15 protein-coding genes and 1 tRNA gene are annotated in these 13,137 nt (G+C 37.9%); 11 read left to right on the top strand and 5 right to left on the bottom strand.

All coding sequences use genetic code 11. The features are described from left to right. Window positions 1-247: 247 nt before the first annotated feature. A tRNA-Gly gene (locus tag CEQ21_RS09960) sits at window positions 248-321 on the top strand. Window positions 322-538: 217 nt separating this feature from the next. Here the strand turns inward: CEQ21_RS09960 and CEQ21_RS09955 are convergent. Next, on the bottom strand, window positions 539-1,204 hold the full coding sequence (locus CEQ21_RS09955; RefSeq protein WP_185764489.1) for a B3/B4 domain-containing protein: 666 nt from the start codon (window positions 1,202-1,204) through the stop codon (window positions 539-541). A 95-nt stretch (window positions 1,205-1,299) separates the two neighbouring features. On the opposite strand from CEQ21_RS09955, the gene queG reads away from it, so the two are divergent. From queG to yhbH, 6 genes are all read left to right on the top strand, one after another. Then, a complete protein-coding gene (gene queG / locus CEQ21_RS09950; protein ID WP_185764488.1) occupies window positions 1,300-2,433 on the top strand; it encodes a tRNA epoxyqueuosine(34) reductase QueG in 1,134 nt (377 codons plus the stop codon). A gap of 96 nt (window positions 2,434-2,529) precedes the next feature. Further along, entirely contained in the window at window positions 2,530-3,399 is an 870-nt protein-coding gene (locus tag CEQ21_RS09945; protein WP_185764487.1) for an amidase domain-containing protein, read from the top strand. 77 nt (window positions 3,400-3,476) lie between these two features. Next, window positions 3,477-3,962: a tRNA (uridine(34)/cytosine(34)/5-carboxymethylaminomethyluridine(34)-2'-O)-methyltransferase TrmL gene (trmL, locus tag CEQ21_RS09940; RefSeq protein WP_185764486.1), complete on the top strand. Its 486-nt coding sequence runs from the start codon at window positions 3,477-3,479 to the stop codon at window positions 3,960-3,962. Between the two features lie 132 nt (window positions 3,963-4,094). Next, a complete protein-coding gene (nfsA, locus tag CEQ21_RS09935; RefSeq protein WP_185764485.1) occupies window positions 4,095-4,844 on the top strand; it encodes an oxygen-insensitive NADPH nitroreductase in 750 nt (249 codons plus the stop codon). A gap of 177 nt (window positions 4,845-5,021) precedes the next feature. Next, window positions 5,022-6,917, top strand: a complete 1,896-nt coding sequence (locus tag CEQ21_RS09930; protein WP_185764484.1) for a PrkA family serine protein kinase — start codon at window positions 5,022-5,024, stop codon at window positions 6,915-6,917. A gap of 224 nt (window positions 6,918-7,141) precedes the next feature. Next, window positions 7,142-8,317 carry a sporulation protein YhbH gene (gene yhbH, locus CEQ21_RS09925; RefSeq protein ID WP_127736547.1) on the top strand — a complete coding sequence of 392 codons (1,176 nt, stop codon included), beginning with the start codon at window positions 7,142-7,144 and terminating at the stop codon, window positions 8,315-8,317. A 55-nt stretch (window positions 8,318-8,372) separates the two neighbouring features. On the opposite strand, the gene CEQ21_RS09920 is transcribed toward yhbH, so the two are convergent. Both CEQ21_RS09920 and CEQ21_RS09915 read right to left on the bottom strand, forming a co-directional pair. Then, window positions 8,373-8,579 carry a DUF5348 domain-containing protein gene (locus tag CEQ21_RS09920; protein ID WP_185764483.1) on the bottom strand — a complete coding sequence of 69 codons (207 nt, stop codon included), beginning with the start codon at window positions 8,577-8,579 and terminating at the stop codon, window positions 8,373-8,375. A 100-nt stretch (window positions 8,580-8,679) separates the two neighbouring features. Continuing rightward, window positions 8,680-9,312: a YczE/YyaS/YitT family protein gene (locus CEQ21_RS09915; RefSeq protein WP_185764482.1), complete on the bottom strand. Its 633-nt coding sequence runs from the start codon at window positions 9,310-9,312 to the stop codon at window positions 8,680-8,682. 123 nt (window positions 9,313-9,435) lie between these two features. Between CEQ21_RS09915 and CEQ21_RS09910 the strand changes: the two genes are divergently transcribed. Next, window positions 9,436-9,954 carry a spermidine/spermine N(1)-acetyltransferase gene (locus CEQ21_RS09910; RefSeq protein WP_185764481.1) on the top strand — a complete coding sequence of 173 codons (519 nt, stop codon included), beginning with the start codon at window positions 9,436-9,438 and terminating at the stop codon, window positions 9,952-9,954. A 41-nt stretch (window positions 9,955-9,995) separates the two neighbouring features. On the opposite strand, the gene CEQ21_RS09905 is transcribed toward CEQ21_RS09910, so the two are convergent. Beyond that, window positions 9,996-10,295: a hypothetical protein gene (locus CEQ21_RS09905; protein ID WP_185764480.1), complete on the bottom strand. Its 300-nt coding sequence runs from the start codon at window positions 10,293-10,295 to the stop codon at window positions 9,996-9,998. 187 nt (window positions 10,296-10,482) lie between these two features. On the opposite strand from CEQ21_RS09905, the gene CEQ21_RS09900 reads away from it, so the two are divergent. Both CEQ21_RS09900 and CEQ21_RS09895 read left to right on the top strand, forming a co-directional pair. Continuing rightward, window positions 10,483-10,917, top strand: coding sequence for an HIT family protein (locus tag CEQ21_RS09900; RefSeq protein ID WP_185764479.1), 435 nt, complete (start codon window positions 10,483-10,485; stop codon window positions 10,915-10,917). A gap of 174 nt (window positions 10,918-11,091) precedes the next feature. Continuing rightward, a complete protein-coding gene (locus CEQ21_RS09895) occupies window positions 11,092-11,583 on the top strand; it encodes a hypothetical protein (protein ID WP_185764478.1) in 492 nt (163 codons plus the stop codon). Window positions 11,584-11,802: 219 nt separating this feature from the next. Here the strand turns inward: CEQ21_RS09895 and CEQ21_RS09890 are convergent, their stop codons facing one another. Then, on the bottom strand, window positions 11,803-12,474 hold the full coding sequence (locus CEQ21_RS09890; RefSeq protein WP_185764477.1) for a cupin domain-containing protein: 672 nt from the start codon (window positions 12,472-12,474) through the stop codon (window positions 11,803-11,805). A gap of 330 nt (window positions 12,475-12,804) precedes the next feature. On the opposite strand from CEQ21_RS09890, the gene CEQ21_RS09885 reads away from it, so the two are divergent. Continuing rightward, window positions 12,805-13,077 carry a CD3324 family protein gene (locus CEQ21_RS09885; protein WP_185764476.1) on the top strand — a complete coding sequence of 91 codons (273 nt, stop codon included), beginning with the start codon at window positions 12,805-12,807 and terminating at the stop codon, window positions 13,075-13,077. Window positions 13,078-13,137: the final 60 nt, after the last annotated feature.

Genomic DNA, 13,137 nt, shown 5'->3' with positions numbered 1-13,137 from the left:
TCTGTTTGCAAAAAAAGTTAGACCAGACAATTACTCTGGTCTAATTTTTTTTATTTACAAGGTACTATTTAAAGAAAGTCTTCATACTATAGTAAAAAGTTAGTCCTTAAAAGTTGAAAACCAAACATCAAAATTTAATATTTGTAAAAAAAATGTCGAAAAGTAGTTGATTTTTTAAAACTGCAGTTATATAATAAAAAACGTGTTAAAAATAAGTAGTTCTTTCGTAAAGAAACTTATTGAAAATGCGGGTGTAGTTTAATGGTAAAACCTCAGCCTTCCAAGCTGATGTCGTGGGTTCGATTCCCATCACCCGCTCCATACATAGTCACAACGCAGTGTTTCGTTTCAAAGAAGAACGAAGCATTGCGTTTTTTCATTATGGGGAGATTTTCTGTTCCCTGTGGATAACTCTTAAAATGATTTGAATTGTGGATAACTTTTTGTTTCAGCGGGGAAGGAACGGGATACACTGCAGATATGTAGGAGCATGCTCAAGCAATTGAACATGCTCCTGTTTATTCGATGATTTTCCTGTTTATTCGACAATTGAAAATTGTGCCTGCCCGCCGTGAATTTGAACGAACATATCCATTAAAGAAGCTACCATACGTTCTGCTGTTTCTTTTTGTGTGGAAGGTTGTAGGTAAACAAGTTGGACAGCGTCTTTTGTATGAGTCGTCACTGGGGCTCTGTCCGAATCAACAAAAGGACTGCCGAATGGACCGGATACATCCTCACTTATAATTAAGTTTTTAAGTGAATTATCTCTGCCATTCAATCCTGTGTACTGCTCACCTGCTTTTCCAAGCCTGATTGTAATGTCACCATTTAATTTAGCCAGGTCATAAACGCCGATTGGCACTCCGTATTGAAGGGAAAAGAAATTGTTCAAATCAATGCTGCTGTTGATTGGCTGCAGATAGTTCTGCTTGTGAACCCGCCTGTATAGTGCTTCAGCAGAATGGCGGTAGCGGTTCGGATCTTTGCCGATGCTTTTAAAAATTTGGCGCCATTCTTGAATCGACGGAATGTCTTGGACTTTTTGCTCAAGTAAATCGAAATAGATGGATTCTTGGAAAAGCTGTAAACGGCCTTTCACCATTTGCGGTGATTCGCCAACTTCAATATTGTTATAGAAAATTGCCCCGATTTTAAAGCCAGGTATAAGCGAAGCGAGTTCCTTTGTAATTGAAATATCCAATAATATGTACCTCCAATAAATAATGTCTATATGTTATGCTATTATTTTAGCGAAAAAACACCAAAAAACCAAAGAAGAAGAAAGGAGGGAGCAGCATGGACTACGATCAATTGAAGCAGGATATTATCGACTACAGCAAAACAATTGGAATTGATAAAATTGGCTTTACTACGGCAAGCACCTTTGAGGAAATGCGAATCAGATTGATTAAGCAGCAAGAGCTTAACTATCAATCAGGTTTTGAGGAGAAGGATATAGAAAAAAGAGTGAATCCCTCCCTCCTTTTGGATCAACCGAAATCGATTATTTCCATTGCGTTAGCATACCCTTCAAAAATGAAGGAGCGAGTCACAAGTAAAAAAGGAGCAAGACGGGGAATATTTTGCCGTGCATCCTGGGGAACAGACTACCATGTTGTGTTGCGGGACAGGCTTTCCAAGCTGGAAAAATATATTATGGAGCGAGTTCCGGACGCACTATGTAAATCAATGGTAGATACAGGTGAGCTAGTTGACAGGGCTGTTGCCCAACGAGCAGGGGTTGGCTGGTCAGCAAAAAACTGTGCCATTATTACTCCAGAATTTGGCTCCTACGTATATTTAGGAGAGATGATTACAAATCTGCCTCTCACACCGGATACACCGATGGAGGACCAATGTGGAGAGTGCAATAAATGTATTGATGCCTGTCCAACTGGCGCGCTTATTCAAGGCGGACAGCTTGACGCACAGCGCTGCATTGCCTTCCAGACACAGACGAAGGGATTTTTGGCAGAAGAGTTCCGAGAGAAGCTCGGCAATAGAATATACGGCTGTGACACATGTCAGACTATCTGTCCGAAAAACAAAGGCATGGATTTCCATAATCATATTGAAATGGAACCAGATCCTGAAATCGCTAAGCCGCTGCTTGTGCCGCTTTTGACGATCAGCAATAAGGAATTTAAAGAGAAGTACGGACATATATCAGGCTCCTGGAGAGGGAAGAAGCCAATCCAGCGGAATGCGATTATTGCACTTGCCCATTTCAAGGAGGAAAGTGCAGTGCCTGATATCATTGGCGTAATGAAAAATGATCCAAGACCTGTTATAAGAGGAACTGCTGCTTGGGCTTTAGGCAAAATTGGCGGCACTGAATCAAAGCAGGCTTTAGAAGCAATTAGCAATTCAGAAACAGACCAAGAAGTGCTGCAGGAAATGCAGGATGCACTTGCCCGTCTGTCATCTTGAGAATAAAAGGAGGACTTTCGGGTCTTCCTTTTTTGATTTTCTAGCAAGGTATGAAGCTCCTTTACATATGTATAAGCATGGAAAGGAGTGTATAAATTGAGAATTCAGTTGTTAGAGCTGTTGGAAAAAAGAATGCAGCAATGTGTTGCAGATGGCAGAGGTCCTGTTTTAGATGATAAATTTGAAAGAAAAACAAGGCTTTTTGAAAGACGGAATTCATCTATTGTAAATGTGAAGGCACGTGGAAATATACAGGTGATTAACAGTCAGGAAGATACAGAGGAAGTGGATTATCAAGTACATCTTCAATATTTTATTAAGCAGAAGGATCATTTTTATGTAGAGGAAGAGATTGAAAACCGAAGAGGGATTTTTTATAAAGGGATATTAATAGAAGATAAGGAAATTCTTATTTCACCTCAGGATGATTTAATGAGGGACTTAAGTGTAGTTGATGCACAGATGGATGAGGTGCGATATACGTATGACAGACGGAAAGCAGTTCAATATGCTGAAAAATGGTGGAATAGCTATAATCCTACTTATCACCAATTTGAGGTGGACTGCACAAATTATATTTCCCAATGCGTCCGTGCTGGAGGGGCGCCTATGAGAGGTTATCCAAACAGGGGGACCGGATGGTGGATGCAGAATAACAGTTGGAGCTACAGCTGGGCTGTCGCCAATGCCTTTCCTCGGTATCTAGAAGCTTCAAAGCAGGGCTTGCGGGCAAAAGTGGTAAGCGATGTATCGCAATTAAAGCTTGGTGATGTTATTTGCTATGATTTCGAGGGTGACGGCAAGTACAATCACACAACAATTGTGACTGCCAAGGATGGAAATGGGGAACCATTAGTAAATGCCCATACGTATAACAGCAGAATGAGATATTGGGCATATGAAGATTCAACAGCATATACACCAAATATTAAATACCGCTTTTTCTCAATAATTGACGGTCAATAAAGAAATTAGCAAAATCATTATTTTTTTGCCGGCAAGGTGTATAATAAACAATGAAGTAATTGATAGAGGTGACAAGATTGGCTTTACATATCGTATTATATCAACCACAAATTCCATCCAATACCGGCAATATCGCAAGAACTTGTGCTGGAACAGATACAGTGCTCCATCTTATTCGTCCATTAGGCTTCTCAACAGATGACAAGATGCTGAAACGAGCTGGATTAGATTACTGGGAGCATGTCGATATCCGTTATTATGATTCCATTGACATTTTCTTTGAAGAAAATAAAGATGGAGAATTCTTCTATCTGACGAAGTTTGGCACGAAGCCACATTCTTCCTTTGATTACAGTGACAAGGACAAGGATTATTATTTCATTTTCGGCAGAGAAACGACAGGCTTGCCGAAAGATATTATTGAAAACAATATAGACAGAGCATTGCGCATTCCAATGACAGACCATATCCGTTCCTTGAATTTATCAAATACAGCGGCAATTCTTGTTTATGAAGCGCTGCGCCAGCAGGACTATCGTGATTTAAATAAAAAGTACGAATAACTTTTAAGGGATAAGCCGTATGGTTTATCCCTGTTTTTTTATGGAGAGGCTAAGAGCAGATTATTATTAGCTGTGAGCCTTTTTAATTATAATGAGGATAGACGAAAATACAAAAAGATGGAGATGTATGGAATGAATCATGTAATTGAAACGATGCTGAACCATCGTTCTGTAAGAAAATTTAAGGATGAGGAATTAACTCACGAGCAAATTAAAACGATTGTCGAAGCAGCTCAAAGTGCTTCAACGTCAAGCTTCATTCAAGCATACAGCATTATCGGCATTACAGATAAAGCAAAGAAAAAGAAACTAGCAGAGCTTGCCGGCAATCAAAGCTATGTTGCTGAGAATGGACATGTTTTCGTATTTTGTGCAGATCTGCATCGCCATGACGTTGCAGCAACAATGGAAGGAAAGGATGTTACTACATCCCTTGAAAGCACAGAGAAATTTATGGTCAGCCTTATTGATGCAGCCCTAGCAGCCCAAAATGCAGCTCTTGCTGCAGAATCAATGGGACTTGGTATTTGCTATATTGGCGGAATCCGCAATCAATTGCCAGAGGTGGTTGAACTGTTAAAAACTCCGGACAGAGTGCTGCCATTATTCGCCATTGTCGCAGGTTATCCAGATCAGCATACAGATATTAAACCAAGAGTACCTTTCCATCATGTGTATCATGAAAATGAATATGAACAAGACTTGGACACGTACAAGCAAGAGCTAGTAGAATATAACGACATCATTTCTGCTTACTACCAAGAAAGAACAAACAAGGAAAGAAGCGATACATGGACAGCCCAACTGGTAGGCATGCTAGATAAAAAATCTCGTTTATATATGAAGGAATTTGTAAAAGAAAAAAAATTCGATTTAAAATAAAGGTGAAAAAAGGAATTCTTATAACGAGAATTCCTTTTTTTTTCGGGCTTTTGATCAATTAGCTTAATAGCACTTCAGCTCGGTTTTGAAACAAAGCTTATCTTTTTAAGCATGTTCATTCTCTTGCCTGCATAGATTATATTAATCGTCTCTGATAAAGTGACAGGGGAGGTCCATATGAGTATATTAAAAAAAATCGAGATGTATAGACAGGAAGAAGACTTGCTTAAGTGGGAAGGAACATTTGCTGAGTATTTGGAGATTTTGAAGGAAAAGCCATGGGTAGCTCAATCAGCGCATTCACGTGTTTACAATATGATTAAAGACGCTGGCATTGATGAAGTAAATGGGAAAAAGGAATATAAATTTTTCTCGAATCAGCTATTTGGTTTAGAGGAGTCATTAGAAAGCTTAGTAGAAGAGTATTTCCATCCTGCGGCAAAACGTCTAGATGTCCGAAAACGTATTTTGCTGCTTATGGGGCCAGTCAGTGGCGGTAAGTCGACACTTGTAACCATGCTGAAAAGGGGATTGGAAGAGTACACATACACAGACCGAGGCGCAGTTTATGCAATTAAAGGCTGCCCGATGCATGAAGACCCTCTTCACATGATTCCGCAAAATTTACGCAAGGATTTTTACGATGAATATGGCATTCGCATTGAAGGTAATTTATCACCATTAAATTTAATGAGACTGCAGGAAGAATATAATGGGAAAATTGAAGATGTTATGGTTGAACGGGTCTTCTTCTCAGAAGATAAACGTACAGGAATTGGAACATTCAGCCCATCTGACCCGAAATCTCAAGATATTGCCGACTTAACTGGAAGCATTGACTTCTCGACAATCGCTGAATACGGATCAGAATCAGATCCGCGCGCCTATCGCTTTGATGGAGAATTAAACAAGGCGAACAGAGGGATGATGGAGTTCCAGGAAATGCTCAAATGCGATGAAAAATTCCTATGGCATTTGCTTTCTTTAACACAAGAAGGGAATTTCAAGGCTGGCCGTTTCGCTCTTATTTCTGCCGATGAATTGATTGTGGCACATACGAATGAAACAGAGTATCGCTCCTTTATTTCCAACAAGAAAAACGAAGCATTGCATTCACGTATCATTGTAATGCCTGTGCCATATAACTTAAAGGCATCTGAGGAAGAACGAATCTACGAAAAAATGATAAGAGAAAGTGATGTTGCAGATGTGCACATTGCTCCACATACATTAAAAATTGCGGCAATATTCACAATATTAACAAGACTGAAGGAACCGAAAAAAGGTGATATTGACTTAGTCAAGAAGATGCGTCTTTATGATGGTGAAAGTGTTGAAGGCTTCAGTTCGGCTGACATTAAAGAATTAAAGAATGAATATGGCGATGAGGGCATGAGCGGGATTGATCCACGTTATGTAATCAACCGTATTTCATCAACTATCATCCGTAAGGACATCACGACAATCAATGCATTAGACGTGCTTCGCTCCTTAAAGGATGGCTTGGATCAGCATTCATCCATTACGAATGAATTGCGTGAAAAGTACTTGAATTGCATTTCTCTTGCTCGCAAGGAATATGATGAAATTGCGAAAAAAGAAGTGCAAAAGGCTTTTGTTTACTCTTATGAAGAATCAGCTAAAACACTTATGGATAACTATTTGGATAATGTGGAGGCATATTGCAACAAGAATAAACTCCGCGATCCACTTACAGGCGAGGAAATCAATCCTGATGAAAAGCTGATGCGTTCGATTGAAGAACAAATTGGCATCTCTGAAAATGCGAAAAAATCATTCCGTGAAGAGATTCTTATCCGTATTTCTGCATATGCACGAAAAGGAAAAAGATTTGATTATAACTCTCATGACCGCTTGAGAGAAGCAATACAGAAGAAGCTATTTGCTGATTTGAAGGATGTCGTTAAAATTACAACGTCCACTAAAACACCTGATGAGCAGCAGCTCAAAAAAGTGAATGAGGTCATTGCCCGCCTTATTGATGAGCATGGCTACAATTCAACCTCTGCAAATGATTTGCTGCGTTATGTTGGAAGTCTATTAAATCGCTGATGATTAAAGGGAGGAACGGGCATGGATTTGTCTGTTCCTTCTTTTATCCATATAGAAAAGTAATTGTCATTTGACCATATTGTTTAATTATCTAAATTATTAGTAAATTATTTGAACACCATGCATATCATAGAGTAATCACTAATTTTTTGGAAGTTGTGCCCGAATTAGTTTATGCATGGAACCAGAAAATGGTGCAAATAATTTTTTTAGGAGGGGTAAAAATGACAAAGCCTGAAAATAATCACCAGTTTGTAATTTCCCAAGAAGATTGGTCCCTCCATCGTAAAGGCCATGATGACCAGCAGCGACACCAGGAAAAAGTACAGGAGGCAATCAAGAATAATCTGCCCGATTTAATTACAGAAGAAAACATTGTTATGTCTAATGGAAGAGAAGTAGTGAAAATCCCTATCCGTTCTTTAGATGAATATAAAATTCGCTATAATTATGATAAAAATAAACATGTTGGGCAAGGAAACGGAGATAGCCAAGTTGGCGATGTTGTGGCTCGAGATGGATCTGGCGGCCAAAAGGGACCTGGCAAAGGGCAAGGTGCCGGCGACCAGGCTGGTGAAGATTACTTTGAAGCAGAAGTGTCCTTAATGGAACTGGAGGAAGCACTCTTTAAACAATTAGAGCTGCCGAATCTTAAGCGAAAGGAACAGGATCAAATTGTAGTCGAAAATATTGAATTTAATGATATTAGAAAAACGGGGCTCATGGGCAATATTGATAAGAAGCGTACGATGATGTCAGCATTTAAAAGAAATGCGATGAACAACAAACCAGGGTTTTATCCAATTTATCCAGAGGATTTGAAGTTTAAAACTTGGAATGAAGTGACAAAGCCGGAATCGAAGGCCGTCGTTCTGGCGATGATGGACACAAGCGGTTCAATGGGACTGTGGGAAAAGTATATGGCAAGAAGCTTTTTCTTCTGGATGACAAGATTTCTCCGCACGAAATATGAAACAGTGGAAATCGAATTCATCGCCCATCATACAGAGGCAAAAGTCGTGTCAGAAGAAGACTTTTTCTCTAAAGGAGAGAGCGGCGGGACGATTTGTTCGTCAGTTTACCGCAAAGCGCTCGAACTGATTGATGACAAATACGATCCAAACAGGTTTAATATTTATCCATTCCATTTCTCAGATGGCGACAATCTCACATCCGACAACGCACGCTGTGTGAAGCTTGTCGAGGAGCTGATGGAAGTGTCCAATATGTTTGGTTATGGAGAGGTAAATCAATACAACCGCCACAGCACATTAATGTCTGCTTACAAAAACATCTCTAATGAAAAGTTTAGGCATTACTTGTTGAGACAGAAGGCAGATGTCTTCAACGCGATGACGAGCTTTTTCCGCAAAGAAGAGAATGGGAAGATGTATGCATAAACAAAAAAGCACAGCTCTTAAACAGGGCTGTGTTTTTTTTCTGTTTATCTAATTATTAAACAACATTAGGATACTTGGCAATTAAGCCTTCCATAGGGATATCTGCAAAGCCGACCAGATAATAATCATCATGATTATGATGAACAGTTGTTTTAATCCATTGCTCCTTAATTAAAGCTTCAATGTCGTCATCTGCTGTAAAATATTCGCCATTAGGTAAAGCGTATCTGCCTTGGTCATTCTTAGCTAATTCTGCATACATAATTATCAGCTCCTTATTGCTACATAGCATTAACAATTTTAACTGTTCATAAACACTTTTTTAGTTAAGTTAAGTGAATAATAGGAGCTGATATAGCAGTTTATACGGAAGGCTTTTGCTTTTCTGATGTACTTGAATAATTTATATAATGCCTTAGAAATTTTTCGGTATATGGCATGAAGAAATGGAGAACCATTCCCCCTAAACAAACAGTTAGTAATGTGCCAACACCAATTGGCCCTTTTAGTAGTACTGCCATCATTAAAAATAAAAAATAAATGAATGTTCTTGCAATAAATATATTTGTGTTCGTTAATTCTTGGATAATTAAGGTTAATTTATCCACTGGTATCGGGGCAATATTTGTGTGTAGGTAAATAGCAGTCCCAAGACCGATAAGAACTAACCCAATCGTAAAGCAAATTACTTTGCTGTACCATAGCTCAGGTGTTAGCAAGCTGTCTATTAAGAAAAGCCATATATCAAGAAAGAAACCTGTTATAAATGCCGTTAAAAGTCCTAAGATTTCTGGTTTTTGCTTCGTTAATAAGGCATTGCAAATGATAAGGATAACAGCGAGAAGTATTTCCCAGCTTCCAACAGTCAATCCTACTTTCATGGACAAGCCAACTAAAAGTGCGTCAAAAGGTGAAGTTCCAAGGTTAGATTGAATGGTAAAGGAAATACCGATGGTTAAGATGGCAATCCCTACTATAAAAACAATATATTTCATGTTACTCCTCCTTGAGTATTGTTGTAAATACAACAAAATTAAGATATACTTAATATAAAATATAATTGTTGTAATTGCAATAATAAATAAAGAGTAGAAACCAAAAAGGAGGATTATATTTACATGGCTATAACGATAAAAAAATGCACGGTTGAGGATGTTAACATGCTCCAAGAAATCAGCTACGAAACATTTAATGAAACATTTAAAGATCAGAACACACCTGAAAATATGACTGCCTATTTGGTAGTGGCATTCACTATAGAAAAGTTAAAAACAGAACTGAAAAATACTTCTTCCCATTTCTTTTTTGTTTTTGTTAATACCGAAATAGCTGGATATTTAAAGGTCAATATAGATGATGCTCAGTCTGAAGCCATGGGGGCAGAGTCACTTGAGGTGGAAAGAATATATGTAAAGAGCCAGTATCAGAAGCTTGGGCTTGGGAAACAGCTGTTTAATAAAGCTTTAGACGTTTCCCGTCAGCTTAATAAAAAGAAAATTTGGCTTGGTGTATGGGAAAAGAATGAAAATGCCATCGCCTTTTATAAACGAATCGGATTTGTGCAGACTGGATCTCATTCCTTTTATATGGGAGAGGAAGAACAAATAGACTTTATTATGACTAAAACAATACTGTAACAAAAAAAGTCGGGAGCTCACTGCTCCCGACTTCACTCCAATTATTCTTTAACACCATCTGAATAATTATGTGAATGATGCTTATCACCTAAATGATTAAAATCATCAACCGTTTTGCGTAATTCATTCACAAGTGTGAATTTAACGTCATTAATTGTTTTATAAAAAGCATGCTCTTCACAACCGTCTGGCTTAACTCCCGCGAGTGCGTTTGAGGAAACTATGCGACGATGTTCTTCTGTTAGCGTATTAAGTGCCTCCAGTACATGCTGCGTGTATTTGGCTACATTTTTATGTTCTGGCTTTAACTGATCTTGTAACTCTTGAATATGTTTGTCCATCCTAAACCCTCTTTTCATGTTTTAAGGAGCGAGTTATTTAATAATATGTTCTCAAAAAAAGTTCACATATTACGTGGGAATTTTACCCTCTATTATTATTTTTTAAGCAGGAGATTACTTTTTTACAAAGAATATTTCTTAGGAAAAAAGAAGTGCTTGTAAATTAGAACCAGAGGGTAGTGAGAATTTGACTTGTTTAGGATGTAATTTAGCACATAAAAAAATCCCAGCGCATGTAGTATTTGAAAATGATTATGTTAGCTGTATTTCAGACCATGATCCCTACAATGAAGGCCATGTTTTAATAGTAACCAAAAAACATTACGAGGATATGGATGAACTGGATGCAGAAACAGCAAGCTACTGTTTCCAAGCAGCAAGAGTAATATCAAAAGCGGTAAAGACTCTTTACAAACCAGATGGTATCACGATTTGCCAAAATGGCGGAGTTTTTAGCGAATTATCACATTTTCATATGCATATTGTACCAAGATATAAGCAACAGGCTTTCGCAGCTTTTTATTTAGGTGATCCTTTTGATAATGAACATTTAAGGAATAAACTATTAGAAACTCAGACTGACTTGAAAGCAGCTATTCAAGAGATAAATGATAACCTCTAAAAGAGACTGTGGTGTACTTTAAAGTACGCCTATTTTTTTATGGAGTTTTAACGTTAACCTCCACGATTTTATTATTTCTGTTAAAATGGACGAACTCTTGGGGGAATGCGGTTTCTTTAAAGGACGAGCATTAATATAGTATAGAGTATTAAGAATTCATGAGGGAGGAGCTAATTGATGAAATTTAATTTTGAAGTTTTGTTATTCGAAAAGCATAAGCAGCACAAAGGGCACCAAGAACGCAAAAGTAAAAGTATGAAAGTGGACAAGCCATTGGACGATATGGCACCTGAAGAAAATTTATTAGATAAAGGGGAAGATAGTATGATGATGCCTCCAAATGGAGAAAATCCGTGGGATAAAAAGAAAGATGACGACAAAAAACATGATGATAAAAAGAAACATGATGACAAAAAGAAACACGATGATAAGAAGCATGATGATTATGCTAAGTATATCCCTATTACAGAGCAGGGCTTGTTTGCAGGGATAGCTAGAAATCAAGGTATTTACTTTACACTGCAAGCTACTGTTCCTTTCTATGGACAACCAACATATGGAACCTACCAAGGATTAATTAAAGATAAAACAGGAGTATATGCTTTAATACTTGTTGGTACAGATCTATACCGTATTAACGTCCGCGATTTTGTTACAGTTGTTTAATAAAATTCCTTCTTAACATTCTTCCAATTTAATTTCACAATCCCTCTCTATAATGTCTTCTTAATACATTTCCAACCCGCAAAGTATTGATGCTTTTCACAGAATGAAGCGCACCCTAATTATTGGTCATGTCTAATAATTAGAGGTGCTTTTTTTAGCTGTGTTGGACATGAAGATATCAAAATACATAGTTGGTATCCCATGCTGGATTGTCAGCATTTACAGCTTCATGTTTTTGCCGCTAATAGTAACAACTATTTCTTCTGATTTCAGGTATTTGCATTGGTTAGCAGATTTTGTGATTTCCGAATTCTTTGTCTTCTTTAGGTTGCGGACTGCAGATTTAGATGGTGGCCCAATTTCAACAGCAGAATCAATGGGGCTAAGAACGTCCGCGATTTTGTCTGCAGCAACCCCATATGAAAGCTGATATACCTCTGGTGGGGTTAGCCGCAGCATATTTGAGCCTAACGCAGTCTCAAATTGGTCGTTGTTGAAAAAGAGATGCATATGCAGTTTATCTGACAGCGTAGTTATCCAATGCCACCAGCCCATAGGGATAAATACAACTTGACCAGCTTTGGCATTAAACTTGTGCAGTTTATTTGTATCTGGATCAACAATAGAGATTTGTGCTTCACCTGAGACGATGACATCTAATTCCCATGAATTAGGATGCCAATGCGGCTCTCGTATATGCCCACGTGAAAGATAAACATCTGCAAAAGCGCCACCAACCATTGCCGGGAGCTGGGTTGAGGTCACTTTATAAATAATATTATCAGCATCCTTTTCAAACTCGACATTATTTTTAGAATCAAAAAAGAGATTAGGAGTGCCACTTGTTTTCTTTATGTTTGTATTATCAGGGACAAAACCAGACGTACTCATCTTCTTTTCCTCCTGTCTTCAAAGCTTTAAAGTGCATAAAAAGGGTTCTGTAATGATATATGTATAATGGGCTTAGAGTGTGAATGCGACACTTAAAGGATAAAAACAATTTAATTGCGGAGGGAACTTCGATATAATAAAAACGTAAAGGAGGTATACACATGGATAATCATAAAGAATTATCTAGTACTTCATCCACTCATGCAAAGCCTGTTATTGGAAAGGCGATACTTTGCATGGGGCGAAATATTTAAAAATATCGCTAAAAGCTTTTCTAATAATTTTGGCTTTGCTCCTTTTATTCATTATTAAATAAGGGGTGGAGCGAAATTGAAATATACAAATGCAAATAAGGTGCTTCCTGAAAAGCTGATTTTGGAGATCCAGAAATATATTCAGGGAGAAACTATATATATTCCGAAGCAGCAATCAGAATATCGAAAATGGGGAAGTTCAAGTGGAGGAAGGCATCAGCTCGATTGCCGCAATGCCGAAATAAGAAATTCCTTTATAAATGGCAGAAGTATCCCGCAATTAGCGGAGGAATATTTTCTGTCTTTAGAAACGATAAAGAAAATAGTTTATACACATAAAAAGCACTGATGAATTAAGCATCAGTGCTTTTTATGTAAAAAACATTTCTAAGTTATTTTATCCATTTAA

The organism is Niallia circulans (genome assembly GCF_007273535.1).
Taxonomy (GTDB): Bacteria; Bacillota; Bacilli; order Bacillales; family Cytobacillaceae; genus Niallia; species Niallia circulans_B.
This window is presented reverse-complemented; position numbering and strand designations above follow the sequence as displayed.

Bases quoted from the DNA above. Each gene is read 5' to 3' on its own strand.
- CEQ21_RS09930 (WP_185764484.1), top strand. From the start codon at position 5,022: ATGAGTATATTAAAAAAAATCGAGATGTATAGACAGGAAGAAGACTTG.
- CEQ21_RS09910 (WP_185764481.1), top strand. From the start codon at position 9,436: ATGGCTATAACGATAAAAAAATGCACGGTTGAGGATGTTAACATGCTC.
- CEQ21_RS09915 (WP_185764482.1), bottom strand. From the start codon at position 9,312: ATGAAATATATTGTTTTTATAGTAGGGATTGCCATCTTAACCATCGGT.
- nfsA (WP_185764485.1), top strand. From the start codon at position 4,095: ATGAATCATGTAATTGAAACGATGCTGAACCATCGTTCTGTAAGAAAA.
- CEQ21_RS09890 (WP_185764477.1), bottom strand. From the start codon at position 12,474: ATGAGTACGTCTGGTTTTGTCCCTGATAATACAAACATAAAGAAAACA.
- CEQ21_RS09905 (WP_185764480.1), bottom strand. From the start codon at position 10,295: ATGGACAAACATATTCAAGAGTTACAAGATCAGTTAAAGCCAGAACAT.
- yhbH (WP_127736547.1), top strand. From the start codon at position 7,142: ATGACAAAGCCTGAAAATAATCACCAGTTTGTAATTTCCCAAGAAGAT.
- CEQ21_RS09920 (WP_185764483.1), bottom strand. From the start codon at position 8,579: ATGTATGCAGAATTAGCTAAGAATGACCAAGGCAGATACGCTTTACCT.
- queG (WP_185764488.1), top strand. From the start codon at position 1,300: ATGGACTACGATCAATTGAAGCAGGATATTATCGACTACAGCAAAACA.